The sequence below is a fragment of the Chryseobacterium sp. FR054 genome, from assembly GCF_056844565.1.
In genome coordinates this window covers 556,337-582,196 of sequence record NZ_JBXDSA010000003.1, presented here as the reverse complement: position 1 = coordinate 582,196, position 25,860 = coordinate 556,337, and the positions used below count along the sequence as shown (strand labels likewise).

Below are 25,860 nucleotides of genomic sequence, written 5' to 3'. Positions count from 1 at the left end.
ATCCACTATTAATAAAGGTTTTACTAAATTTGCAACAAACCAAATAAAAATGAAAAAGTTTTCTTTTCTACTTGTTTTCAGTTTGTTGCTGTTTACGGCATGCAAAAAAGATCATGTAGATGCTACGAATACTAAAACGCTGCAGTCAAGTATCAATGATATGACTTCCAGCCTTTCAACGATTAACCAGATCAAATTCAATGAAGCGCTGTACATTCTGAAGACCTTTGGTGTGGAAGCAGAAGGTGATGTGGAGGAACTTAAAGCACTGGGAAAACTTATCGACGGTAAAAAAGTACCGGAGATTCTGGAAATGGCTGACGGAGTAGCCCGGAAAAACGGTATTGAATGGGCAAGTACAGCTCCGCCGTCTCTTGGAGAAATGAATATCTTCGGCGATGATAAGGCAAAAGAAACAGATGCTAATGACGTAAAAGCAGGTTCACTGGCTATTACGGCAAATCCTACGGGAGATGACGGAACAGGAGCTCCTACTGCGATCCAGATTGTTCCGAGATTGGTAGATGCTTCAGGAAAGCCTGTTTCATTCACCGGAGCGGGGCTTGAGACAACATTGGAAGTATTCAGCAACGGAGTAAAGCTTTCTACGGCTAAAAACCTGATGCAGGATAATAATTTCAAAGGATTTAACCTGAAATTCTCGTCAATTCCGGCTGGAAAAGTCGTGGACAATAAAATAGACATTACGGTTTCTGTAAAAACAACTGCCAAAACTTTCAAAATGTCTAAGATCGGACTTGAGGTAAATCCATCCGCTCTTAAAGTGCCAGCTGCTCCAAAAACAGATTCCACAGCCATCACCCAGGATCCTACTGCTGTAATTGATCCTAATACGCCTGCTTCCGGAACTTCCACAGACCCCGGTACAGCACCGGCAACACCGGCAAACCCTAAACAGCCTGCTGCTGATCCGAAAAATACAGTAAGCAAATTCTTAAGCAATGTAAGTTCGCAAAACCTTAAGGCAGCTTATGATGCCTCCAACAATCCGGGATGGGGAAGCTATGAATCTTTCTCCAATCCTAATTCAGGATTCGGGGCCGTGAAAAACGTAAGTGTAAAAAACATCAGCACCAACGGAACAACAGCCAATAGTGCCAGTGTAAATGCTACTTATGACGTAACGGATAAAAACGGAAAAACAACTTCACTGAAGGTGACTTTCGGACTTAAAAACGTAAACGGAGACTGGAAAATCTCCAGCTATAAAATAAATCCATAAATGGCATCAGCAGAACTGATCACAAGACTCAACGAAACCATTGAAAACATTCCGGATTTTCCTATTCCCGGAATACAGTTCAAGGATATTTCCCCTATTTTTCTGGATCCTAAACTTTATGAGGATGTCATTGCAGAGCTCGCCGCTTTCAGCAGAGGAAAAGTAGATGCCGTGTGCGGAATAGAAAGCCGCGGATATCTTTTCGGAATTGCCATTGCAGTAGCGCTGGAAGTTCCTTTTATCCTGATCAGAAAAGCAGGAAAACTTCCCCCGCCTGTCATTTCAGAAAGTTATGATCTGGAATACGGAAGTGCCACCATTGAAACCCGCGAAGGACAGATAAAACCGGGACAGAGAATCCTGATTCATGATGATCTTTTAGCAACGGGAGGAACCACAGAAGCAGCAGCCAAACTGGTTGAAAAACAAGGGGCAACCGTATCTCAGTTCAGTTTCCTGATCGGACTGACCGGATTGAATGGTGATGAAAAGCTAAAAAAATTCAACGCGGAAGTTTATCACATTTTAGAATATTAAACTTTAAACCTATACTTCGGCTCCGCTCCGCATGACAACGGCTGGTAACAATATAAAAGTTAATTATCAGAAAGGTCATTCGGACCGGAGCCGATTCGTTTTTATGATTCACCATTGACAATTCACCTTAATTATTCAAATAAAATCAATAATACTTACAAAGTATTTTGTAAATCATTCAGAAACAATTAAATTTGCATTTCAATTTTTAGAAATTTATGGCAAAATTGGGAAAGAATGCTCAGAATGAGCAAGAAGGTAAGGAAACCGTTGAGTTTTTCAAAGACCTTGACAGAGAAGCTTTAAACACTGAAAGATTTCTTGAAAAATATTCAAAACCTTTGGGTATTGTTTTTGGTGCTTTGGTATTGGGTGTTTTAGGATTTTTTGCTTACAAGCAGTTTGTAGTAGCTCCTAAGAACGCTGAAGCTGTAAAAAGTTTCCTTGCTGCTCAGAAAAACCTGATGGACGGGAAAGATAAAGAAGCTTTAGGCGGAAAATCTGCAGCCAATCCTGGATTTGTAGGAACATACAACGAATATTCAAATACGGAAATAGGAAAGCTTTCAGGATACAATGCAGGATTATTGAAATTCAAAGAAGGAAAATTCCAGGAAGCTTATGATCTTTTCGATCAGTTTTCATCTGATAATAAAACATTGATGGCCCTGAAATACGGAGCAATGGCAGATGCAAAATCCGGACTTAACAAGAATGATGAAGCATTGGCTTTATTAGACAAAGCAGCCGGAGCATCAAGTGATCCTTACACTACTTACTATTTCACAAGAAAGGCAGGAATTGTGGCATTGGGATTAAAGAAAAATGCAGAAGCTAAAAAATACTTCTCTACTATTGATGAGAAATACCAGGATTATGACAACGGAATGTCTGACTCCTATATAGAAATGACTAAATATTTTTAAAAAATGGCAACAGTTAATCTTTCAGATTACAAGCCACTTCATATAACCAATGCCGAAGATTTTTCTATCGGCATTGTTTTTTCTGAGTGGAATGATTTTGTAACGTACAATCTTCGTGATGCAGCTTTGGAAATTCTTGAAAAAGAAGGCGTAAAACCGGAAAATATTAAACTTTTCCCGGTTCCCGGTGCTTTTGAATTAAGTTATGCAAGTATGCAGCTTTGCAAAGAAAGAAAATATGATGCGGTCATTGCTATCGGGTGCGTAATCCGCGGAGAAACCCCGCATTTTGATTATGTATGTTCGGCAGTGGCACAGGGAATCAAAGACTGCAATATCATGACAGATACCCCTACTATTTTCTGTGTACTGACAGACGATACCAAAGAACAGTCTGTGGCAAGAAGCGGCGGGGATCTTGGAAACAAAGGCGTAGAAGCTGCCGTAACCGCTCTCAGAATGATCGACTTCAAAAAGAATCTTTCTGAAAAGAAAGGAAATATCGGATTCGGACATTCTTAAACCTGTTAATACAGCTTAACGATACAGAGGACTATTTTTTAATAGTCCTTTTTTAATAGACCGTGTTTAAACATCATTATCTTCATACTCTTTCCCACCTTAACATATTTTAAAAAAAATTAAAAAAAGTCTAATAAATATCATGTTTTTACTTTTTATTACTAAAAGTTGTATACAAAAACTATCTTTGTGGGAATTAACTTAGACTTAAACAAGATGTTTTCAAAAAAAATAACTCCTTTTCTGTATTTAGGAATATTTTATCTTATTATATCGCTGATACTGAGAGTCGTATTCTTTTTTCATCCGATTACAACAGCAAGTTTCAGTTTTTTTGAAATCATAAGAGTATTGGGCATCGGCCTCCTGAATGATATCTTTGTATTTATTCTGGCAAGCTCACTTCTGGCCGTTTACTTTTTGTTTCTGTCTGACTCTAAGTATAAAAAACCATACGGTTACATTATTTTCGGGGCACTTGTACTGTTTTTCCTGTACATCTGGCTTGTTCCGAATAATATTTTCAAACAGTACGGTGGCTCCATTTCAGAAGTAGCCCTCACTTTCGTTGGTATAAAGACACTCTTTTTCGGGCTTATGCTTTTTCTCCCAGCCCAGAGAATCAAAATCCGGAATATTTTATATTTTATTACCCTGTTCCTGTATGTACTTGTGATTATTTTCAATACAGTAAGTGAATATTTCTTTTATAATGAATTCGGAGTACGCTACAATTTCATTGCCGTAGATTACCTGATCTATACCAATGAAGTCATCGGAAACATCATGGAAAGCTACCCGATTATTCCCTTGTTTTCAATCATCATATCCCTTACAGCTTTAGTTACATGGTTTATCTATAAAAAAACAAAAGGAGAACTTCTGGATCTTCCGGATATGAAGCAGAAAATGATCCTGCTGGGAACTTTTGTCGTGCTTTGCGGAATCAGTCTCCTTTCCATATCTTCCTTGATGCAGATCCGTTCTGACAATGTATTTGCCGATGAGATTGAAGACAACGGGCTGCCTAAATTCTATTGGGCATTCACCCATAATGAACTCGATTACTTCCAGTTTTACCAGCAGATCGACCAAAAACAGGCAGAAAAGAACTTTTTAAGCCAATATGCTCAACAGGCTTTACAGAGGAATATTGTTTCCGAACAGCCTGAAGTGAAAAAAAATGTTGTCCTGATTTCCATTGAAAGTCTCTCCGCAGATTTCATGGAACATTATGGCGGAACCAAAAAGATTACTCCATTCCTTGACAGTCTGGCAGACCGGTCACTGATGTTTACCAATCTCTATGCAACCGGAAACAGAACCGTAAGAGGTCTTGAAGCCCTTACCCTCTGTATCCCCCCAACAGCCGGAGAAAGTATCATTAAAAGAGATGACAATAAAAATAAATTTACCACAGGAAGCGTTTTCAAATCCAAAGGATATGATGTGAAGTTCCTGTACGGCGGTTACAGCTATTTCGACAATATGGAAGACTTCTTCGGAGGAAACGGCTATGATATTGTTGACAGAAACAGCTTTAAACCGGAAGAAATCACCTTTGCGAATGTCTGGGGCGTTGCGGATGAAGATATGGCCAAAAAGGCAATTCAGGTGATGAATGCTGAAGCCAAATCAGGAAAGCCGTTTTTCAATCACTGGATGACGGTTTCAAATCACAGACCTTTTACCTATCCTGAAGGAAGAATTGATATTCCGGGAACAGCAAAATCCAGGGACGGAGGTGTAAAATACACCGATTATTCCCTCAGAAAGTTCTTTGAAATGGCTAAAAAACAGGATTGGTACAAAAATACAGTCTTTGTGATCATTGCCGATCACTGTGCTTCCAGTGCAGGAAAAACGGAACTTCCGATGGATAAGTACAGAATTCCGGCCATGATTTTCTCAGAAGGCTTCATTCAGCCTCAGAAATTTGATCAGCTGATGTCGCAGATCGATGTGATGCCTACCCTGTTCGGAATGCTTAATTTTAATTATAAATCTAAGTTCCTGGGACAGGATGTTTTCAGGAAAGAATTCCAGCCGAAAGCTTATATTGCTACTTACCAGGATTTAGGGTTTGTAAAAGATAACCGTCTGACTATTATTTCTCCGGTGAAAAAAGTAAAGCAGTATTCCTTAGACCTTGAACCAAGCAGTCTCGCTCCGGAATTCAAGCTTTATTATAACGAAAAACTGCTGAAAAAGCCGGAACAGAAACTGGTAGACGAAACGGTTTCCGCCTATCAGTCTACGTCATACTGGCTTAAAGAAAAGCAGCTTAACCGATAAGGTGAGGCACAAAACGGCTCTGGTTATTGGTAATCAGGTGAATACTTTCCCTGATCCCGATTCCGGCAGGCTCCTGTCCGATTACCCAGCTTCCTATGACCGGATAATTTCCGCCAAAATCAGGAAGATCAAACAGTTGCTGATAAATAAAGCCTTCTTTTCCGTACACTCCTGAATTCTGCTCTACCGGAATATGATTTCTGGTGAGAGTAACATTCGCTCCCTCCCTTGAATAGATCGGTTTTTTGGCAAAATCCTTCAGATGCCTCTGTTCAAAATAAGATTCCAGAAGATAAGGATGCCCGGGATACATATCCCAGAGTACAGGCAGAATTGCTTTGGAAGAAAGCAGGATCTTCCAGGCAGGTTCAATCCATTGTGATCTGAATCCGTTTTTTACTAATTTTTCTCCAAATCCGTCCTCAAGAATCCATTCATATGGATAAAGCTTGAAAATATATTCCATAACGGAGCGGTCTCCGGCAATAAATTCTGCAATGTCGTCTGCCCAGCCAATATCCTGGACAGGGATAAATTCTGTATCAAAACCTGCCTGGGAAGCACAGTCCCGCATATATTCCACATTCGTAACGTCCTCAATATTGGTAAGTGAGGCAAAATAAATATGCTGCGGATTCATGTATTTCTTAAGATAAGTCCAGTAAGCAACCAGCTTTTCATGAATGGAATTGAACTGGTCTTTATACGGATACATTTCCTGAAGCCAGTACCACTGTATCACCGAAGCCTCATACAGTGAAGTGGGCGTATCCGCATTGAACTCCAGCAGTTTAAGATTCTTTCCGTCAAAACCGAAATCAAATCTCCCATATACCGATGGATGATCTTCTTCCCAGCTTGTGATGATATATTTTCTGAACCATTCAGGAATATTGAATTTTGTCCAGAGATTTTTTTCAATAATATAATCCACAGCTTCCAGGCACATCTGCCAGAGTTCCGCAGTTGCCGTCTCAATTTTATTGATCTCTTCCGGACTCAATTGATAGTAGTGGCTTTCATCCCAGTAAAGCCCGTCCAGAGAATGATACCCGAATCCCAGATTTTCCAGCTTATGCTGCCAGTTTTTTCTGAATTGTGACTGTATTCTTTCCATAGCTTATGATGATGCACTGAATCCGCTTCTCCCCAGTTCACCCCTCACCACATTTCCTTTATAGGTATTTCTCCCGATATTGGATTTGCTGCTGATGGCATCACTGTAATATCCTGTTTTCTGATAAGAACCATAGCTGTATGCCCCATAAGGTCTGAATGCATGGTACAGAAGAAGTCCCGTCACAAAACCATGAGACCTGGAATAGGAAGCTGTGGTATCAGACCTCATATAGACCTTTTTTTCATTCTGATTTTTAGGTTTTTCCTGAGAACAGGCAGCCAGAATTCCTGTTACAAAAAGTAATTTTATAGATCCGGATTTTTTCATTATTGAACCGTTATAAAGAATTCGTAATCTTTTTTCGTTTTCACAATATGGCTATTCCCGTCAGCGTCTTCTCCTCCTACCAATGTATCTCCAAGACTTGGAATGGTATCTTTTTTAATGATCTCTTTAAAAAGTTTATCATCTTTCCATATTTTATGCTTTGTAATCAGAACATCTGCATTATCAATATGTTCAACCGAAAGCTGGGTCTCAACAGCCCCTTTCCTGTTTACTTTCTCTACTTCATCTTCTTTTACTTCCTTACATGCTGTAAGTGACAATATTCCAGTCAGTAACAGGCAACTATTAATTTTTTTCACGTAGTTTTTAATTTTTCACAAAAGTAGTCATTTAGTGACGATATTATTTTAAATTTACAATTCAAAAAAATTTATTACTATGAGATGGACAGACGACAGAGGCGGAAACGTTGAAGACCGCCGAGGTTCCGGTGGTGGCGGAGGAGGAATGATTGTAGGTGGCGGACTCGGAACTTTAATTATAGCAGCCATTGTTTTTTTCCTGGGAGGAGATCCTTCCGGTATACTGAATTCCGGCAGCACACAGTCTTCCGGCAGCTCCCAGCCAAGAGAACTTACTGCCAATGAACAAAAGATCGGGGAAATGGTAGATATGATGGGAAAATGGAACATCATTACCTGGGAACAGATCTTCAGAGAAAACAATATGGAATATCAAAAGCCCAGAATTGTTCTTTTTGAAGATGCCACCCGTTCAGGATGCGGCCCTGCACAGTCTGCTATGGGACCGTTTTACTGTCCTGCCGATCAGACGGTATACATGGATATGAGTTTCTTTAATGAGCTTCAGCAGCGCTTCGGCGCAAAGGTAACCGAGTTTACCGTAGCTTACGTCATGGCACATGAAGTAGGCCACCATGTACAGACGTTGCTGGGAACCACCCAAAAAGTAGATCAGTTAAGAAGAAGCGGAGAATATTCCGAAGCCCAGATGAACCGTGTTTCGGTAGCCACTGAACTTCAGGCCGATTTTTATGCAGGAGTATGGGCAAAAAGAATTGACCAGTCCAGAAAAATTCTGGAACCCGGAGATATTCAGGCTGCCATTGATGCCGCCCAGGCTGTTGGTGATGACAACATCCAGAAGAGATCTCAGGGCTATGTGAATCAGGAAAGCTTTACGCACGGATCTTCTGCACAGCGTAAAGAATGGTTTATGAAAGGATATAATACCGGAGATATCAGACAGGGGAATACCTTTGATCAGCTTTTGAAATAAATAATAGAGATCAGACTTCAAAGAGTTACCGGATGAATTGAGATACTATATTCTGAATCATTAAGAACATAAAAAAACCTGAAGGCATCTTCAGGTTTTTCTTTTTATTTCAGCTCAATAGGATTACTGTTTCTCTTAGCTTCCTCTTTTACTCTTTCTTCCACTCTTTTTTTCATTTCTGCCGGATTCTGATTTCTTCCGCCGGGACCTCTTCCTCCGTCTCCAACCCTCACCGGTGCGGCAATTACTCCGGAACCACCACCCTGAGCCATCATAAACGACATCGGATCAGTTTTATATTTTTCCTGCTGTTTCAGATAAGCTTCTCTTTTTACTTTCAGCGTATTTCCGAACTGATTAAGGCCTGGCTCTTCCGTAATCTTATAATTTCTCATCAGATCAAAAGAATAATCTCCTTTGTCATCTTCAATTTTTACAATCAGCCCCGGAAGTCCGCCAAATTTGTAAGGACCGTCCTGGTAAGGTAAATCTGTGGAAAACCAGGCCGTCCATTTTCGTCCTGCAAAATCAGTTTCAGCTTTCTGAACCTTATATTCTCCGATCTTCATGGTTTCTGAAGAAATTTTCCAGTTCAGAGGCCGGTCCTCCTCGTAAGAGTATATATCCCGCCCTATCCTGTCTTTAAAATAAGTCTTCTGACTTTTTCTATCTTTTTCAACGGAATAATTGATATTGGTTCTCAGACCTTCCATCTGTTCCCTGTTGATATTTACTCTATCCCCTCCTCCCTGAAAGGCTTTCCGCATAATAGAATCCCTTTTGACCCTGTTTTCAGAATAGAAAACAGACTTTTCAGGGGAAATATCGAGGTAAGCATTTTCTGTTTTTATATAGCTTTTATCTTCAGCATCAGGTTTCATGGTCACCTGATACACAAATCTGTTGTTTTGGGCAGAAATATGCTGCATAAAGAACGCCAAAGCAATAATTCCTAATTTTTTCATGTGTCTATTTTTATTTTGGCCAACCGGCTTTTTGCCGGCTGCATTTCTGTTTCACTTATAGATAAAAAATACGGTTCAAAGTTAAACGTAAAACAGAGTTTGCTGCACTGCCGGTAAAAATTTTATATAACTTTAACTAAAAACCACCCTATTAAGATCATAATCATTAAAATAGATAGCTTCAATTTGAGATTGCGGAAATTAGTTTGTATTTTTGCATCATTAAATCATTCTAAATAAATACAATGATAAAAGTATCAGATCAAGCAAAAGAAAAAGCGATCCTTCTGATGACAGAGGATGGCTTTAATCCTTTTGAAGATTATATAAGAGTGGGAGTTAAAAGCGGAGGATGTTCTGGTTTAGAGTATGTTTTGAAGTTTGACAACCAAAAAACAGATTCCGACCAGGTTTTTGAGGACAATAACATTAAAATTATTGTAGATAAAAAATCGATCCTCTATTTGGCAGGAACAACTCTTGAATATTCAGGAGGACTGAACGGAAAAGGATTTGTGTTCAACAATCCTAATGCATCCAGAACATGCGGATGCGGTGAGTCATTTAGTCTTTAGAGAAAAGACATAAGATACTAGATTTCAGGCCGCGGTGTGAAATCTAAAATCTGAAATCTAAAAAATAGTAATGAGTAAATATACTGAAGACGATTTAAGAGTCGATCTAGAAAATAAAAAATATGAATTCGGCTGGGAAACGAAGATTGATTATGAAGATTTCCCGACCGGATTGAATGAAGATATCATCCGTGCGATCTCCGCTAAAAAAGAAGAACCCGAATGGATGACAGAATGGCGTCTGGAATCTTTCAGAATCTGGCAGAAAATGACGGAACCTACCTGGGCCAACATCAAGTATGAAAAACCTGATTTCCAGGCGATCCGTTATTATGCAGCACCAAAGGTAAAGCCGGAACTGGCGAGTCTGGATGAAGTAGACCCTGAATTGCTGAAAACCTTCGAAAAACTGGGAATCAATATCGAGGAACAGAAAAGACTTTCGGGAGTTGCCGTGGATATTGTAATGGACTCTGTTTCTGTAAAGACTACTTTTCAGGACACACTGATGGAAAAAGGAATTATTTTCTGCTCCATTTCCGAAGCCATTAAAAACCACCCGGACCTGGTAAGAAAGTATCTTGGAAAAGTAGTTCCGAGAGGAGATAATTTTTATTCAGCACTGAATTCCGCGGTATTCTCTGACGGAAGTTTCTGCTATATTCCAAAAGGAGTAAAATGCCCTATGGAACTTTCTACCTATTTCAGAATCAACCAGGCCGGAACAGGACAGTTTGAAAGAACTCTTCTGATTGCCGATGAAGGCAGCTATGTTTCTTATCTTGAAGGATGTACAGCACCGTCAAGGGATGAGAACCAGCTTCACGCTGCTGTGGTGGAACTGATTGCCATGGATAATGCTGAGATTAAATATTCCACCGTGCAGAACTGGTATCCGGGAAATGAAGAAGGAAAAGGAGGTGTTTTCAATTTTGTAACCAAAAGAGGTCTTTGCGAGAAAAATGCAAAAATCTCATGGACACAGGTAGAAACAGGTTCAGCCGTAACCTGGAAATATCCTTCATGTATCCTGAAAGGTGACGGATCGATCGGAGAATTCTACTCTATTGCCGTAACCAACAACCACCAGTATGCCGATACGGGAACAAAAATGATCCACATCGGAAAAAATACAAAATCAACGATTATTTCAAAAGGGATCTCTGCCGGAAAATCCCAGAATTCATACAGAGGACAGGTAAAAGTAATGCCTTCCGCCAAAGGAGCCAGAAACTTCTCCCAGTGCGACTCCCTTTTGATGGGTAATGAGTGCGGGGCCCATACTTTCCCGTATATTGAGATCAAAGATCCTACCGCTCAGCTGGAACACGAAGCAACCACTTCAAAAATCGGTGAAGACCAGATCTTTTACTGTAACCAGAGAGGTATTGATACGGAAAGAGCCATTGCTCTGATTGTGAACGGCTTCAGTAAAGAAGTTTTAAATAAACTTCCAATGGAATTTGCCATTGAAGCTCAGAAACTATTGGAAATTTCGCTTGAAGGTTCAGTAGGGTAATTTTCTTATCGCAAAGAAAAACTAAGATTTTTTTATAGCGAACTGTTGATTTTCAGGATAAACAAAGGCGCTAACGCTTAGGAAAGCAATACAAGATTTAATATTGAATTTTCTCGAATTAACTTATGTATCTTTGCGGAAAATTACACAAATGACTGAAAATGAAATTTCAAAGATTGTTTTTGAAAACGGATTAAAGATTCATAGAAAGTTAGGAGTGGGCTTATTTGAAAGCATTTATGAAGAGCGTCTTTTTTATGAATTAAAAAAGCAGGAGTAGAAGTTGAAAGACAAAAACCTCTGAATATCCGGTATGAAGAATTACTGCTGGAAAATGCTTTCAAGATGGATTTGCCCGTAGAAAACAAAGTTGTTTCAGAACTTAAATCCGTTGAAAGCCTGAACAGTTTTCATGCTTCACAACTAAAAAATTATTTAAGATCAGGAAGCTATAAGCTAGGAATGTTGATTAATTTCAATTCCCATCTTTTTAAAAACGGTGTAATGAGAATAGCGAATGGTCTTGATAAGGCTTAGATTAAAATTAGATATAGAAATCGTATTTCATTGATAAGCGTTAGCGCCTTTGTTTAGCTTATAAAAGCAAAGGAAGATAATAATCTCAGTCTAACCTTGCGATAAACTAAAATATATGTTAGAAATAAAAAACTTACACGCCAGAATTGAAGATGGCGCAGAAATTTTAAAAGGAATCAATCTTGAAATAAAACCGGGGGAAGTTCATGCGATCATGGGGCCGAACGGAGCCGGAAAATCTACCCTTTCTTCTGTAATTGCCGGAAAGGAAGATTACGAGGTAACAGGCGGAGAAATTCTTTTCGAAGGAGAAGAAATCAGTGAAGATGCTCCTGAAGAGAGAGCACACAAAGGAATTTTCCTTTCTTTCCAGTATCCGGTGGAAATTCCGGGAGTTTCTGTAACCAATTTCATTAAAGCCGCTTTGAACGAGAACAGAAAAGCCAACGGCCTGGAAGATATGCCAGCCAAAGAAATGCTTGCCCTGATCCGTGAAAAGTCTGAAAAGCTGGGCATCAAGAAAAATTTTCTTTCAAGATCGCTGAATGAAGGATTCTCTGGTGGAGAAAAGAAAAGAAATGAAATTTTCCAGATGATGATGCTTAATCCAAAACTGGCTATTCTTGATGAAACCGATTCAGGATTGGACATTGATGCTTTAAGAATTGTTGCAGACGGTGTAAATCACTTTAAAAATGAAGGAAACGCAGTACTTTTGATTACTCACTATCAGAGACTGCTCAACTATATCCAACCTGATTTTGTTCACGTTCTTGCAGATGGAAAGATCATCAAAACCGGTGATAAATCTCTGGCTTTAGAACTTGAAGAAAAAGGTTACGACTGGCTTCTTAACTAAGAAGAAAAATATCTCGGAAGGGATTTTATCAAACCTTTCTGAAGATGCGGAAAAACCGCAGTACAATTATTATTTTAAATATATAAATCAGGTGTGATGGCCGAAATATCAGTAATGGCTTTATACGATCAAATTATTGACAACCACGGTGAATTCCTGGAGACGCTTCGTCACAGATTTCTGGATGAAAACAGAAAAGAGGCTCTTCAGAAATTCGGGAACCTGGGTTTTCCTACCAAAAAAGACGAAGAATATAAATATACCAACTTAAAAGAGATCACAGAGAAAAACTATAATTTTTTCCCGAAAGAACATCATAATATTACTAAAGAACAGCTGGATCAGCTGCATTTAGGGGAAGAAAATTTTGACTGGATCGTTTTTGTAAATGGTAAACTTCACAAAGAGCTGTCAAAGATTTCTATTGAAAATGTAGAATTTCTTTCATTCAACTATGCTTTGAATGATGAGAAACATAAAGAAATTTTTGATACCTATTTTAATACAATAGCATCTAAAGATACCGCTTTCACGAATCTGAACCTTGCTTACTGCAAGTATGGATTTTTCCTGAAAGTCCCTAAAAATGTGGTGATTGAAAAACCAATCCATGTTTTTTACATTTCTCAGAATCAGGAAGAAAACACCTTCTACAATACCAGAAATCTACTGATCGTAGAAGACGGTGCGAAAGTGGAGGTGATCGAAAGCCACCACAATTTTGACAGCACCTACGTTCTGACCAATTCCGTAACTGAGATCTTTACTTATCCCAATGCAAAAGCAGACTGGCATAAGCTTCAGAACGACAACAATACCTCTTATCTTATCGATAATACTTTCGCAAAACAGGAAAAAGACAGTTTAACGACTGTAAACACGTTCTCTTTCGGAGGTAAACTGGTGAGAAACAACCTTGATTTTATCCATAACGGATCCAATATCAATTCATTTATGAATGGTATTACCATTATTGGTAAAGATCAGCTGGTAGACCATCATACGGCTGTACATCACAATTTCCCGAACTGTGAAAGTTACCAGAACTATAAAGGGATTTTTGACGGGAATGCGCACGGCGTTTTCAATGGAAAGGTTTTTGTGGATAAAATTGCCCAGAAAACCAATGCTTATCAGCAGAACAACAACGTATTGCTGAGTGAAGGGGCTTCTATTGATACCAAACCACAGCTGGAAATTTTTGCAGATGATGTAAAATGTTCCCACGGATGTACCGTAGGTCAGCTGAATGAAGATGCCCTGTTTTATTTAAGAGCAAGGGGAATTTCTAAAAAAGAGGCACAGGCACTTCTTTTATATGCTTTTGCCAATGATGCAATGCAGAACATTGATATTGAACCGCTTAAAGAAAAGATTTCAAAGCTATTGGCGGAAAAACTTGGAGTAGATATAGAATTCTAATATTTATATACAATTGATACGTAAAAAGCACTTCAAATGAAGTGCTTTTTATATTATACAGCCTACGTTATTTCTTTAACCAGGACTGATTGTCTTTATTATCTGACCTTTTTTTACCATTATCTATATTATAGGCAAAACCAACTCCCAGTGTCTGTTTCAGCTGGGTTTTCTGGATCTGGTTGTGATCATACAGAAGGTCCAGCGTAATATTGGTGGAAACAAATTTATTGATTTTCATATTGAGGATTCCGCTGTAACCAAGAACCAGTCTTTCAGGATGGTCCAGGTAATTGGAAAATACAGAAGCTGTATTGATCAGGCTCATATTTTCCATAATTTTAAGCTTATAGATAGCTGTCCCTAAGAAACCGAACTGGAACAAAGAAGAATCGCCGTCATTTTTCAGCCCATAGGTTCCGGCAGTCTGAAGGTCTTTATCCAGGACAAAAGTCCAGCGGGCATTGGCAGGGCGTAATGTCATTGTAAAGTTATCATTGGGGCGGTAGGTAACCCCTGCCCCCATATTCAGATACCCGGGTGCCATAAAGTTTGAAATTTTTGCCGCATCCGGGTTGTTTCCATCTTCATAACCTGCTGCAAACTGTGTCTGAAGGCTCATTCCTCCTGATATATACCAGTTTTTGGCAAATTCACGCCCGTAGTTGGTAGAAAGATTGATGACATCCTGGGTCTTCCTGGTTCCGATTCCTTTGGTATTGTTCTGTCCGTATCCCAGAATGATGATATTTTCCCACAGATCCTTACCTTTCTCATAGGTCAGGTTATAGTTTACTCCGGCAAGCCAGCCTACATTATTGGCACCCCCGCCTACCCAGTTGGAAAAGGCAGCCTGATTCAGCATTAATGTATTTTGCCCCTGGATAGACCAGGCCTTTACGGTATCGGCAGCAGGAGCTTCTGATTTTGTTTCCTGAGCCATTATGCCGATTCCAAAAGACATGGAAGCAGCCAATAAAAGTTTTTTCATAATTAAGATTTTTCGGTACAAAAATATACATATAATTTTTGTTAAAATACTAATCACTTTGTTTTGAAATAATAAAACTGTTATTTAATACACTAAAAATGTGAATAATAGCTTCCGAAAACCTTATAAAACAAGCTAAATGAACTTATAGTTACTTAAAATTTCACACAGACACAAAAAAAGCGTTTCAAAATTGAAACGCTGATGTATCTTGCATTAAAAAAGTTATTTCTTAATCCACCACTGGCTGTCTTTACGGTCAGAACGTTTACCACCGTTGTTAAAAGTATAACCGAAACCAATTCCCAAAGTCTGTTTAAGCTGCGTCTTCTGGATCTGATTATGATCATACAGCAGGTCCAGAGTTATATTGGATGAGATATATTTATTCACCTTCAGATTCAGTACTGCTCCATAAGCAAGAACCAGCCTTTCCGGATGATCCAGATAATTTGAAAAGACGGAAGCCGTATTAATGATACTTACATTTTCCATAAGTTTTACTTTATACAAAGCGGTTCCCAGGAAACCGAACTGAAGGAGAGAAGAATCGCCATCGCTCTTCAGACCGTAATTTCCGGCAAGCTGAAGATCTTTATCCAGAACAAAGGTCCATCGGGCGTTGGTAGGACGAAGGGTTACCGTAAGATTATCATTCGGTCTGTACGTAATACCCATACCGAGGTTAAGGTATCCCGGAGCCATAAAATTCGAGATTTTCTTTGCTTCCGGATTGTTACCATCCTCATAACCTGTTGAAAACTGAGACTGAATACCGGCTCCTAAAGAAAAATACCAGCTTTTGGAGAATTTCCGCCCGTAATTGGTAGAAATATTGATAACATCCTGTGTTTTTCTTACTCCTACTCCTTTTGTATCGTTCTGCCCATAATCCAGCACGATGATATTTTCCCAGAGATCTTTGTCTTTTTCATAGGTGATATTATAATTCAGCCCGGCAAGCCAGCCTACATTGTTGGCTCCTCCACCGACCCAGTTTGAAAAGGCCGCCTGATTGATCATTAAATTGTTTTTCCCAAGAACAGACCAGTACTTTATAGTATCCGTCACTACTGAATCTTTTTTCAGTTCTTCCTGTGCACTTGCATAAATCCCCATAGAAAAGGAAAGAATCAACAAAAACTTCTTCATTACAATAGATAATTTTCAATGCAAAAATATTAATATAATTTTTGTTTAACGAAAATTCAGGCTTCAAAATCTGTCAAAATAAAGGATCAATGGCTTTAAACAGCGAAAAGCAGAACAGATTTAATAAATTCAATGTCAAAATATTAGACGGACATTTTAAATTTGATACCTTTTGTCTTAAAATAAACGCTTTACATATCAATACATCGACAAATTTTCCGAAATTTATTATTGGCTTTTGATTTGACATATCCTCTGCATGTTTAAAAACGTAATTTCCAAAAGAGCTGTTCTTTATCCTCTGCTGATGCTGTCAGCAATGTGGTTCGGCTATTTTCTGCAGATGCAGGGATTTTTTCAAAGCTGTTTCGGAGCAATTATTCCTCTTCTGCCTGAAGGGTTGCTGGGGATAATTACCTCTCCTCTTTTACACGGGAATATGGATCATATCTTAGGAAATTCTATTCCGATAGCTGTTCTTATGTTTTTGCTGTACCAGTTTTATCCTCAGGTAGCCAATAAGGTTTTCATTACCGGATGGCTCGCTACCGGGCTTCTGGTATGGCTGCTTCCTCCCATAGACATTCTCACCGGTGAATATATGTATACCTGTACAATAGGAGCCAGCGGAGTTGTTTATGTACTGGCATTTTTCCTGTTTTTCAGCGGAGTCTTCAAATGGAATATGAAACTTCTTACCATATCCATGCTGGTTGTTTTATATTATGGCAGTCTTGTGTGGGGGATGTTCCCCGAAGAACTGTTCTACAATCTTCAGGAGCCGAGCAGGATCTCCTGGCAGGCCCATCTTTCCGGAGCCGTGGTAGGAAGCATCATTGCATTTGCCTTCAAAAAAGTAGGTGAGAAAAAAAAGAAATTTATCTGGGAGTTTCCCAATTACTATAATGAAAAGGATGATAAGCTATGGCAGGAATATAAAGAAAATCATCCCGAGGATTTCATGGAGCTTCCCTATAAAAAAAGAGACGATATCTGGGACCGCCTGGAAGAATTAAGGAGGAAATAAAAACTTAATTCACTACATTTGATAAAAAACACATAATGATCTCGGAAGAACACCTTTACGCCATTGCCCTCCGCGAATGCAGCCTGATTGGTGATATTCTTTTTCACAGGCTGATACAGACTTTCGGAAGTGCAGAAGAAGCCTGGAAAATAGCTAAAAAAGAATATTCCAAAGCGGAAGGCCTGGGCAGAAAAACAGTTTCTGACATCGGAAATAAAGAGCACCTGCACTTTGCAGAACAGGAACTGAAGTTCTGCGAAAAAAACGGAATACAGATCAGGCTGAGGCACCTGAATGAGATTCCTTCCCTTCTCAAGGAATGTCCCGATGCTCCTGCCATTTTATACCAGAAAGGAGATTTTGATGATACCGTTCCTAAAGTAAGCATTGTGGGAACCAGGAATATGACATCTTACGGAAAACGGTTTATCGAAGATTTTTTTGAAGCTACCCAATCTTCAAAATACCTGTCTGTAAGCGGTCTGGCATTGGGTGTTGATAAAGAAGTCCACGAACAGTCTGTTCAACATAAAATACCTACAATAGCTGTACTGGCACATGGCTTTCATACATTATACCCATCAGGAAATAAGAAATTATCTGAAAAGATTCTTCAGGAAGGCGGAGCATTAGTTACAGAATTCAATTCGTCCAGGAAGCCCGACCGTGAGAATTTCATTCAGAGAAACAGGATTATAGCAGGTCTTTCACCTGCAACAATTGTTGTGGAGACTGCATTTGGTGGCGGTTCTGTGAGTACGGTAAGTTTTGCCAACGATTACAACCGTGAAGTTTTTGCCCTTCCGGGAAAAATTACAGATCCTTACAGCCAGGGATGCAACCAGCTGATTTTCCTGAATAAAGCGGCTGCTATTTCTACCGTAAGAGATCTTGTAGATTCATTAGGTTTCAACAATCCCCGGGAGAAAATGGAAGAACTCTTTCCTTACAGCGAGACCGCCCCTCAACTCACTGAAAATCAACAAATGGTATATCAGTCTATCAAAGAAAACCCACAGATCTCTCTGGATGACCTGGCACAGAAAATTTCAATCTCTACCCATAAAATATTACCGGTAATTTTAGAATTGGAACTTTTAGGGAAAGTAAAATCGTTTTCCGGGAGACAATTCACCGTAATTTAAGAATTAATGATTTCTTAATATTGCATTATTTAAGACATAACATTTAATTTTTAATAAAATTTAAACACAAATTATCAATTTAATAATATTTCGAAACATTATTATTTAATTTTTAACAATGTTAAAATAGAGTGTTGTGAATCTTGAAAAAAAAATTAAATTTGTTGACAATAATATTCAACCTTAGTATATGGAACAATATAATATTGACCAGAAAATCCAGGAGTTTATTGCAAAAATTGAAGCAAAAAATCCTAATGAACCAGAATTTTTACAAGCTGTAAAAGAAGTTGCTGTAACTGTAATTCCGTTTATTATGACCAAAAAGGAATATACAGGCATGAAGCTTCTTGAGAGAATGGCTGAAGCTGAAAGAATTATTATTTTCAGAGTTCCATGGGTTGATGATAAAGGAGAGATCCAGGTAAACAGAGGTTTCAGAATTCAGATGAACTCTGCGATCGGACCATACAAAGGGGGAATCCGTTTCCATCCTACTGTAAACCTTTCAGTTCTTAAATTCTTAGCTTTCGAGCAGGTATTTAAAAACTCTCTGACTACTCTTCCGATGGGAGGAGGTAAAGGTGGTTCGGATTTTGATCCTCAGGGGAAATCGGATATGGAAGTAATGCGTTTCTGCCAGGCTTTCATGACTGAATTATGCAAGCACATCGGTCCTGAAACAGACGTACCTGCCGGAGACATTGGTGTGGGAGCAAGAGAGATCGGATATTTATTCGGACAGTATAAGAAAATCAGAAACGAGTTTACCGGAGTTCTTACCGGAAAAGGTCTTGCTTACGGAGGTTCACTGATCCGCCCTGAAGCAACCGGATACGGTGTTGTATATTTCGCTGAGCAGATGCTTAAAACGATCGGACAGGATTTCCAGGGTAAAACCGTAACGGTTTCAGGTTTCGGAAACGTAGCCTGGGGCGTTATCAAGAAAGCGACTGAACTTGGAGCTAAAGTGGTAACGATCTCCGGTCCTGACGGATATATCTATGATAAAGACGGTATCAGCGGAGAAAAAATCGATTATCTGCTAGAGCTGAGATCTTCAGGAAACAACAGAGCTGAGGATTATGCGAAGAAATATCCTTCTGCTGAATTCCATGCAGGAAAACGTCCCTGGGATGTAAAATGTGACGTAGCATTCCCATCTGCGACTCAAAATGAGCTGGATCTTGAAGATGCTAAGAAACTGGTTGAGAACGGATGTCTTTGTGTAACTGAGGCTGCGAACATGCCTTCTACATTAGATGCGATCAACTATTTCCTTGACAGCAAGGTGTTGTTCTCACCTGGTAAAGCTTCCAATGCAGGAGGTGTAGCCACTTCAGGTCTTGAAATGACGCAGAACTCTATCCGTCTTAACTGGACTTCTGAAGAGGTAGATGCAAGACTGAAGGAGATCATGATCGGTATCCACAAAGCTTGCAGAGACTACGGGAAAGATGAGGACGGCTATGTAAACTACGTAAAAGGTGCCAATATCGCCGGATTCGTAAAGGTTGCAGAAGCTATGCTGGCTCAGGGAGTGGTATAAAATAAACAAAGGCTGGGAAAATTCCCGGCCTTTTTTGATATAGCCTGTTCCCGGGAAAATGGGAAAAAAGTAAAAAGTGAAAGGAGAAAGCGCTGTATGGTACAGCGCTTTTTTATATTCAGAAGATTCATTATCAACGGTTAAGGGCATCCGTATATGGTTTGTTTAAAGAATCCGTTCACCCCATCCGAGGTTCCTACTTCGTGCTGAACGGTAAAATAAGACAGTGCCGCTGTTGCCGTTGTATTGGTATTATAGATCCCCATCTCTTTTTCCATCCTTTTCTGGTTGGTATTGGATCTGCATTCATATGACATAGACGGGCGGATCGGATCTATACAGAAATACGTTGATGAGCCATGATTCTGATGCAGTAATCCGTTTGTAAATTTCACACATAATGTGGTCTGCTTATCTTTTCTGCGGTTCCAGTTTCCGTTTTTGTCGATATGATGCAGTTCTGTCCATCCTGCCAGAGAAGATATGGCTCCTCCCAGGCCGAAAGGGAAAGGCTTCCAGGTGTAATAATCTGCTTTTCCGCGCAGTACATTGGATGAATTGATGACAAGATCCTGCAATCCGCCACGGGCATCCATTGTACAGGTCTCATTCATTCCTTTTACATAGATCGGGAAAGTTCTGGTAACATCCCAGGTATTCGGGCCGGAATTGGACGAGCTTAATGCCTTTACTTTTACCACCGGATTATAAAATGTACTGGCTACGCCCGGATATACATGCTCTATAACAGGAAGAATGTACTGATTGGGACCTAAAGTAAATTCCGTAAACGCTCCGGTTGCGTCATTGAACTCTATTCTGTACCTGGCTCTCTGGGGAACGGAAACATGGCTCAGTGTAAAGCCTTCAAATTTTACTTTTCCCGGAACAGAGCAGGTAAAATTCTGATATACGGTACCACTTAAACTGAATCTTAAATATGGAACGGGTGTACCTCTTGCTCCTTTAGCATCTGCAAAGTCGATCGTTCCGAACTCCCTGTTATAGATTTCAGGAGAGGTGACAGAAATAAATTCCCGGGTAAGATCCAGGTTCAGAATATCTTCCAGTGCCGGATTATCGCCGAGGGCTTCTACTTTTTTCAGCAATTCCGGCTGGGTATCTTTTACGGAAGCTATAAATTCAGGGCTGATATATCTTAAAATATACCGTCCTATCTTTACTTCCCTGTTGGTATTGAGAATAGAACGAATGGCGCTTGAAGTGATCCAGTGCTCTTCGGGAATTTCCTGATAGGTATGCCAGCCAACTGCATTTTTCTGTTCAAATTTAGCCAGAGCATCGGCTCTCAAAGAGCTGATTCCTACGTGTTGCTCCACTTCTGCCAGATAATCATCTTCATTCATCTCCTCATCCTGACCGGAAATCAGTGTATTGAGATAATTATAATAACAGGTAAAATGCTTTTCATCTTCAAAGGCCAGCATCCCGTTATACAGGGAAGGAACAGAACATGGCAGCGAAACCGATGATTCTCTTCTGGACAGTACGTTATTTTCTTCTCTCTTCTGTTTCAGAATTTCATCTTCGCAGCTCAGCAGAAAAAACAGGAGTCCTGATACAATTAAAGACTGTTTTTTTAATATTTTCATGATCTATAAATTATTACAGTCATAAAACTACATGCTGCCTTTAGCAAAAAAAACAACAAATCAGTAAGTGTAGCAGTATTTCTATTAAGTGTGAGTAAGTAAAAAGAAACACCTTGTAAAAAACAGAAAGGTTGAAAGCCGGAAGAGGGAAAAAGAAAGTAAATTCAGGAAATCTTCATTACAGATCATTAAAAAATCCCGAAACAAAATGTTTCAGGATTTTCTTTCTGTTTGCTTGAAATATTTACTTTGATGACTTTGCTTTCTTTTTGGCTTTTCTGTCTTCTTTGGAAGCTTTTGAAGGCTTGGTTGCTTCCGTATTCACTTCTGCACTCATCGTAGCATTGGCGGCTGGGGCGGCGGCATCAACGGTAGCTGTTGCCGCAGGGCTTTCTTTTGCTGGGGCGGTCTCTGTGGAAACTGTTCCGGTGGCTGCTGTTGCTGCCGGCATAGCTGTTTGGGACTGTGCAGCTGTTTTGGCGGGTGCAGTTTCAGCCGCTTTTTTTGTTTCTGTCTGAGCTGATACCGTAACAATTCCGGCTGCCATCAATGCGGCCGACAGGATTAACTTTTTCATAATGTAATATTTTAAATGGTTGTTTAGTTTAAACGCCACATTATTCATTAAATTATCCGTAACACTCTTATTTAACGTACTTTATCATTATTTAAGAAGAATTTTGGAAGAAAAGCCCAGAAGGAAAATAAAAGCAGGAAGATGAGAATTATTTTAGGTTAAGCCTATTTCTGAAAGCCGTTTGACAGAATATTGAAGGAAAAATAATATTGCTTTTTAGCAGTCAGAAAGATAGATATTGCATAACGCTGTATCAACAAATTTGATGGAAGTTTCTTACAGTTAAGCACACGTCTGTAAGTTATTCAATAAAAAAATTGATGGAGCTGAACTGTTATTAAAAGATTGTTAAAATGTTATCTTTTATTCTTCAGATTTTTCAGCTCCATCTTTTTTCTTTATTTACCTGTGTTCTTCATCATTTTTTCTACAAATTCATAAGCTGCGGGGCATATTACCGTATTTTTCAGCATAAGATGATTGATCTGATAGATCTTTTTCCGGTCGGTATGCGGATATTCACGGCAGGCTTTGGGTCTTACTTCATAAATGGAGCAGGTATTATCCGTGTTCAGAAAAAAACAGGGAAGATGCTGAAGCACTTTATCCTGATCTTCATCCACTCTTAAAAATTTAGCTTCAAAATCAGCAGGTTTCATGCGGAGATGCTTCGCAATACGTTCAATGTCTTTTTCGGTATACAGGGGTCCTGTCGTTTTACAGCAGTTGGCACACTGAAGGCAGTCTATCTCATCAAATACTTCATCATGCGTTTCCTGAACAACATAATCGAGGTTTTTAGGCGGTTTTTTCTTTAATCCGTCCAAAAATTTCTTATGTTCTTTCTGCTTCTGTAAAGCCTGCTTTTTATAAAAATCTAAATCCATATCATTGGCCTCTTCTGCCATTCTATTTTTCCTTTGCAAAGATAAAATATTGTTTTTATGAAATTTATCAAAGGCTTTTGATAAAGTATGGAAAATCTTTCTATTTAAATTTTTAAACAAATTCGCAGATAAAATTGTTTCAGCCGCTTTATTATTTAGACCTGATCATTTTTTTAGTCCCTACCATTTTTCCATCAACAATTAAGGAATAGAAATATGTGCCTCCGTTCAAGGAACTTACATCTACATTCACCGCCCCATTGTCTGAAGCTGCCAGCGATATTTCTCTCACAATTCTCTGGCTCATGTCTGCAATGACAATTTTTGCAGAAGAAAATTTCTGAGGAAGTTTATACCTGATTAAAGTGCTTTGATCAGACGGATTAGGTACATTTTGTTCCAATAATGCAATGGATGTGTTTTGGACGGCGTTATCCCCTTTTGGAGAGCCATCAGATGCTTTTGCCCCGAGAGCCTTTTCTACCAGTGCTTTTAATTCATTGACTTCTTTTCGTAAAGATTCATTCTCTGCGCTCAGTTCCTGCACTGCTTTTACCAAAGGAACAACAAAATCCCCATATCTCAGGCTGTACAGATCATTTTCATTTTTAGGAAGATCTACTCCACTGAAACTATAATTAACAGATTTAGCGGCTTTCTCTACATCCTGCGCTATAAAGCCTGTATATTGTATTTCCTGCTGATTATTACGTATTGTTTTGTTTTGGAAATCATTGTTCGCAGATGCATTTATAATTTTGTCCGCAGCAGAATAATCATAAGTATAGGTCACCGGCTGCAGCTGATTGATAAACGTAAGGCCCGGTACATTTTGCTGAATATTCTTTTTGATTCTTCCGTCTGATAAAACGCTCCAGTTTACAGTTCCTCCAATGCTTGTGACACTGGTGTTTCCAAAGCGCATCTGGTTGCTTGCCGTAGCCACCGCACCGGTTCCTATTGCTGCTGCATTGTTGAGACCGTCTTTAGATACGTTAGCGAACATCCCTATTGCCACATTGTTGCTGCCTGTCAGGTTTGTAATCAGGGACTTTAGGCCTAAAGCCGTATTATTTCCGCCTGTTGTTGCATCTCTCATGGCTTCATAGCCTACGATTGTATTATTAGAATAATGTCCATAACCGTATGTAGTATCTCCTCCGGAAATATTAGGATCTCCGCTGGCATTGTGAGTTGACCATAATGCACGGGTTCCGACAACGGTGTTCCAACTCCCGTCAATACTTCCCGCTAATGCTTCATTTCATACGGACGTATTTTCTGAACCTGTTTTATTAGACCATCCGGCATCTGAACCAATAGCTGTATTTTTAGATCCGGTAGTATTTGAATAGAGTGCTCCCGGTCCGAAGGCTGCATTTTCCTGACCCGTTGTATTCAGTTCCATAGTCTGGCTTCCGAATGCGGCATTGTACCATCCTGTGGTATTGGTATGCATTGCTTTTGAGCCTACTGCAGTGTTTAAACTTGCACCTGCGGTAACAATCAGTGCTTCGTACCCTAATGCCGTATTATGCACCCCCGTGGTATTCTTATTGAGGGCACTGAAGCCAACTCCGGTATTGCTAAATCCGGAACTATTGGAATAAAGGGCATTTGTACCTATGGCCGTATTAAAATATCCATCCACATTGCTTACAAGGGTCCATGCTCCCATTGCGACGTTATTGTGACCTGTTTTATTATTGATCATAGAATTTAAGCCCATTGCTGTATTCTGGACACCACTCGTATTCCGGGCTAAAACAGAAGAGCCGAAAGCACTGTTCCCGTCTCCCCATGAGTAGTCTAATGCCCATTGTCCGAAGGCTGTACTGGTATTCGAGGGGTTGACAAATCCGCTGTTGTTGTTATTGACTTTAAAGCGTAAGGCATTGTTGTCAGTAGTTCCTAAGAAACTTCCGGAGGCTCCTGAATTTCCGGTTAAAGACCAGTTTTGTGCATGCACTCCCATGATCCCCAATAGCCCTGCTACTGAAATTAAAATTTTTTTCATAATGTGATTTTTTTAAGTTAGTATTATTTTATTTATTATGCTGTTTCTATTTTTCTAATCAACAGTGACAAAAAACTAACTTATTAAAGTTAAGATTAAATTTCAAATAACCGCTATATTAAATCAACTTTTAATGATTTATTTTTTTAATGTAAACGACATCTCACGCTGAAAATCATTATTAAAGTATCGGTAGAATAAACAGATGAGCTTTTATTTCCGGTAAGAAAAGAGAAATTCTGCAAAACTTTTACGAATCTAAAAGCCAATAGAGTAACCTTGCTTCAGTAAGTGTATTTTTTAAGAACTTTAGTCCGTTTTTTTTTGATAATAAGTCGCTTTTCGACTATGAAATTTATCAAGTTGATGATTGAATTTTTCCGTTGAAATTACTGTATATTTGATATATGAAAAAACTGGAATCCCGCGAAGATATTGAGCATCTTGTCAATTCATTTTACGCCAAAGTCGTTAAAGATGAGACTATTGGGTTTTTCTTCAACGATATTGCCAAAGTAGACTGGGACAAGCACCTTCCTAAAATGTATTCATTCTGGGAATCGATCCTGTTCGGGCAGATGTCGTACAAAGGAAATCCGATGGGTGTACACTTCCCTATCAACGAAATCCAGGCTATGGAACAGAAACATTTCGACCGGTGGCTGGAACTCTGGAGGCAGACCATTGAAGAAAATTTTGCCGGAGAAAATGCCGATATGGCCATTTACAAATCCGAAAATATAGCCAAACTGATGGCTTTCAAAATGGAGCTTGCCAGAAGGCTTTAACAAAATC

The 25,860-nt window shown here is 39.3% G+C and carries 25 protein-coding genes and 1 pseudogene; 15 read left to right on the top strand and 11 right to left on the bottom strand.

Annotation, left to right across the window (positions count from 1 at the left end):
• The first annotated feature begins 49 nt into the window (after window positions 1-49).
• From AC106S_RS15570 to AC106S_RS15550, 5 genes are all read left to right on the top strand, one after another.
• Complete coding sequence (locus AC106S_RS15570; RefSeq protein ID WP_482440390.1) at window positions 50-1,243, top strand: hypothetical protein; 1,194 nt, start codon at window positions 50-52, stop codon at window positions 1,241-1,243.
• Complete coding sequence (locus AC106S_RS15565) at window positions 1,244-1,780, top strand: adenine phosphoribosyltransferase (protein WP_482440386.1); 537 nt, start codon at window positions 1,244-1,246, stop codon at window positions 1,778-1,780.
• Window positions 1,781-1,998: 218 nt separating this feature from the next.
• Window positions 1,999-2,706: a YfgM family protein gene (locus tag AC106S_RS15560; protein WP_482440383.1), complete on the top strand. Its 708-nt coding sequence runs from the start codon at window positions 1,999-2,001 to the stop codon at window positions 2,704-2,706.
• A gap of 3 nt (window positions 2,707-2,709) precedes the next feature.
• Window positions 2,710-3,228, top strand: a complete 519-nt coding sequence (ribH, locus tag AC106S_RS15555) for a 6,7-dimethyl-8-ribityllumazine synthase (RefSeq protein WP_482440380.1) — start codon at window positions 2,710-2,712, stop codon at window positions 3,226-3,228.
• A gap of 216 nt (window positions 3,229-3,444) precedes the next feature.
• On the top strand, window positions 3,445-5,523 hold the full coding sequence (locus AC106S_RS15550; protein WP_482440379.1) for an LTA synthase family protein: 2,079 nt from the start codon (window positions 3,445-3,447) through the stop codon (window positions 5,521-5,523).
• On the opposite strand, the gene AC106S_RS15545 is transcribed toward AC106S_RS15550, so the two are convergent.
• From AC106S_RS15545 to AC106S_RS15535, 3 genes are read right to left on the bottom strand one after another with little or no spacing between them, the layout of a single operon-like run.
• Window positions 5,513-6,640 (bottom strand): glutathionylspermidine synthase family protein, encoded by a 1,128-nt coding sequence (locus AC106S_RS15545; protein ID WP_482440378.1) that lies wholly within the window; start codon window positions 6,638-6,640, stop codon window positions 5,513-5,515. The genes AC106S_RS15550 and AC106S_RS15545 overlap by 11 nt on opposite strands.
• A 3-nt stretch (window positions 6,641-6,643) precedes the next feature.
• Window positions 6,644-6,970 (bottom strand): hypothetical protein, encoded by a 327-nt coding sequence (locus AC106S_RS15540; protein ID WP_482440377.1) that lies wholly within the window; start codon window positions 6,968-6,970, stop codon window positions 6,644-6,646.
• Window positions 6,970-7,290 (bottom strand): hypothetical protein, encoded by a 321-nt coding sequence (locus AC106S_RS15535; RefSeq protein ID WP_482440376.1) that lies wholly within the window; start codon window positions 7,288-7,290, stop codon window positions 6,970-6,972. Before AC106S_RS15535 ends, AC106S_RS15540 begins: the two co-directional genes overlap by 1 nt.
• 79 nt (window positions 7,291-7,369) lie before the next feature.
• On the opposite strand from AC106S_RS15535, the gene ypfJ reads away from it, so the two are divergent.
• Entirely contained in the window at window positions 7,370-8,230 is an 861-nt protein-coding gene (gene ypfJ, locus AC106S_RS15530; RefSeq protein WP_482440375.1) for a KPN_02809 family neutral zinc metallopeptidase, read from the top strand.
• A 104-nt stretch (window positions 8,231-8,334) separates the two neighbouring features.
• On the opposite strand, the gene AC106S_RS15525 is transcribed toward ypfJ, so the two are convergent.
• Complete coding sequence (locus tag AC106S_RS15525) at window positions 8,335-9,195, bottom strand: GLPGLI family protein (protein ID WP_482440374.1); 861 nt, start codon at window positions 9,193-9,195, stop codon at window positions 8,335-8,337.
• A gap of 245 nt (window positions 9,196-9,440) precedes the next feature.
• Here AC106S_RS15525 and AC106S_RS15520 point away from each other — a divergent pair, with 245 nt between their 5' ends.
• The 5 genes and pseudogenes from AC106S_RS15520 (at window position 9,441) to sufD (ending at window position 14,107) form a co-directional block, all read left to right on the top strand.
• Entirely contained in the window at window positions 9,441-9,770 is a 330-nt protein-coding gene (locus AC106S_RS15520) for a HesB/IscA family protein (RefSeq protein ID WP_482440372.1), read from the top strand.
• 70 nt (window positions 9,771-9,840) lie between these two features.
• A complete protein-coding gene (gene sufB / locus AC106S_RS15515) occupies window positions 9,841-11,289 on the top strand; it encodes a Fe-S cluster assembly protein SufB (protein WP_482440371.1) in 1,449 nt (482 codons plus the stop codon).
• A 151-nt stretch (window positions 11,290-11,440) separates the two neighbouring features.
• A pseudogene (locus AC106S_RS15510) lies at window positions 11,441-11,826 on the top strand (GxxExxY protein).
• A gap of 115 nt (window positions 11,827-11,941) precedes the next feature.
• Window positions 11,942-12,685, top strand: a complete 744-nt coding sequence (sufC, locus tag AC106S_RS15505) for a Fe-S cluster assembly ATPase SufC (protein WP_482440370.1) — start codon at window positions 11,942-11,944, stop codon at window positions 12,683-12,685.
• Between the two features lie 114 nt (window positions 12,686-12,799).
• A complete protein-coding gene (gene sufD, locus AC106S_RS15500) occupies window positions 12,800-14,107 on the top strand; it encodes a Fe-S cluster assembly protein SufD (RefSeq protein ID WP_482440617.1) in 1,308 nt (435 codons plus the stop codon).
• A gap of 67 nt (window positions 14,108-14,174) precedes the next feature.
• Here the strand turns inward: sufD and AC106S_RS15495 are convergent, their stop codons facing one another.
• Window positions 14,175-15,098: a DUF3078 domain-containing protein gene (locus tag AC106S_RS15495; RefSeq protein WP_482440369.1), complete on the bottom strand. Its 924-nt coding sequence runs from the start codon at window positions 15,096-15,098 to the stop codon at window positions 14,175-14,177.
• A gap of 225 nt (window positions 15,099-15,323) precedes the next feature.
• Complete coding sequence (locus AC106S_RS15490) at window positions 15,324-16,250, bottom strand: DUF3078 domain-containing protein (RefSeq protein WP_482440368.1); 927 nt, start codon at window positions 16,248-16,250, stop codon at window positions 15,324-15,326.
• Window positions 16,251-16,509: 259 nt separating this feature from the next.
• Here AC106S_RS15490 and AC106S_RS15485 point away from each other — a divergent pair, with 259 nt between their 5' ends.
• From AC106S_RS15485 to gdhA, 3 genes are all read left to right on the top strand, one after another.
• The gene (locus AC106S_RS15485; RefSeq protein WP_482440367.1) at window positions 16,510-17,277 is read left to right on the top strand and encodes a rhomboid family intramembrane serine protease; all 768 of its coding nucleotides are present in this window, start codon (window positions 16,510-16,512) and stop codon (window positions 17,275-17,277) included.
• Window positions 17,278-17,312: 35 nt separating this feature from the next.
• A complete protein-coding gene (gene dprA, locus AC106S_RS15480; protein WP_482440366.1) occupies window positions 17,313-18,422 on the top strand; it encodes a DNA-processing protein DprA in 1,110 nt (369 codons plus the stop codon).
• 190 nt (window positions 18,423-18,612) lie between these two features.
• Complete coding sequence (gene gdhA, locus AC106S_RS15475) at window positions 18,613-19,971, top strand: NADP-specific glutamate dehydrogenase (protein ID WP_482440365.1); 1,359 nt, start codon at window positions 18,613-18,615, stop codon at window positions 19,969-19,971.
• Between the two features lie 140 nt (window positions 19,972-20,111).
• Here the strand turns inward: gdhA and AC106S_RS15470 are convergent, their stop codons facing one another.
• The 5 genes from AC106S_RS15470 to AC106S_RS15450 all read right to left on the bottom strand — a co-directional run bounded on the left by AC106S_RS15470 (window position 20,112) and on the right by AC106S_RS15450 (window position 25,065).
• Complete coding sequence (locus tag AC106S_RS15470; protein ID WP_482440364.1) at window positions 20,112-21,584, bottom strand: hypothetical protein; 1,473 nt, start codon at window positions 21,582-21,584, stop codon at window positions 20,112-20,114.
• A 244-nt stretch (window positions 21,585-21,828) separates the two neighbouring features.
• Complete coding sequence (locus AC106S_RS15465; RefSeq protein ID WP_482440363.1) at window positions 21,829-22,161, bottom strand: hypothetical protein; 333 nt, start codon at window positions 22,159-22,161, stop codon at window positions 21,829-21,831.
• Window positions 22,162-22,559: 398 nt separating this feature from the next.
• Window positions 22,560-23,048, bottom strand: coding sequence for a YkgJ family cysteine cluster protein (locus tag AC106S_RS15460; protein ID WP_482440615.1), 489 nt, complete (start codon window positions 23,046-23,048; stop codon window positions 22,560-22,562).
• A gap of 151 nt (window positions 23,049-23,199) precedes the next feature.
• Window positions 23,200-24,147, bottom strand: a complete 948-nt coding sequence (locus AC106S_RS15455; protein WP_482440362.1) for a tail fiber domain-containing protein — start codon at window positions 24,145-24,147, stop codon at window positions 23,200-23,202.
• A gap of 165 nt (window positions 24,148-24,312) precedes the next feature.
• Window positions 24,313-25,065 (bottom strand): hypothetical protein, encoded by a 753-nt coding sequence (locus AC106S_RS15450; protein ID WP_482440361.1) that lies wholly within the window; start codon window positions 25,063-25,065, stop codon window positions 24,313-24,315.
• 407 nt (window positions 25,066-25,472) lie between these two features.
• Here AC106S_RS15450 and AC106S_RS15445 point away from each other — a divergent pair, with 407 nt between their 5' ends.
• Window positions 25,473-25,853 (top strand): group III truncated hemoglobin, encoded by a 381-nt coding sequence (locus AC106S_RS15445; protein WP_482440360.1) that lies wholly within the window; start codon window positions 25,473-25,475, stop codon window positions 25,851-25,853.
• Window positions 25,854-25,860 lie beyond the last annotated feature (7 nt).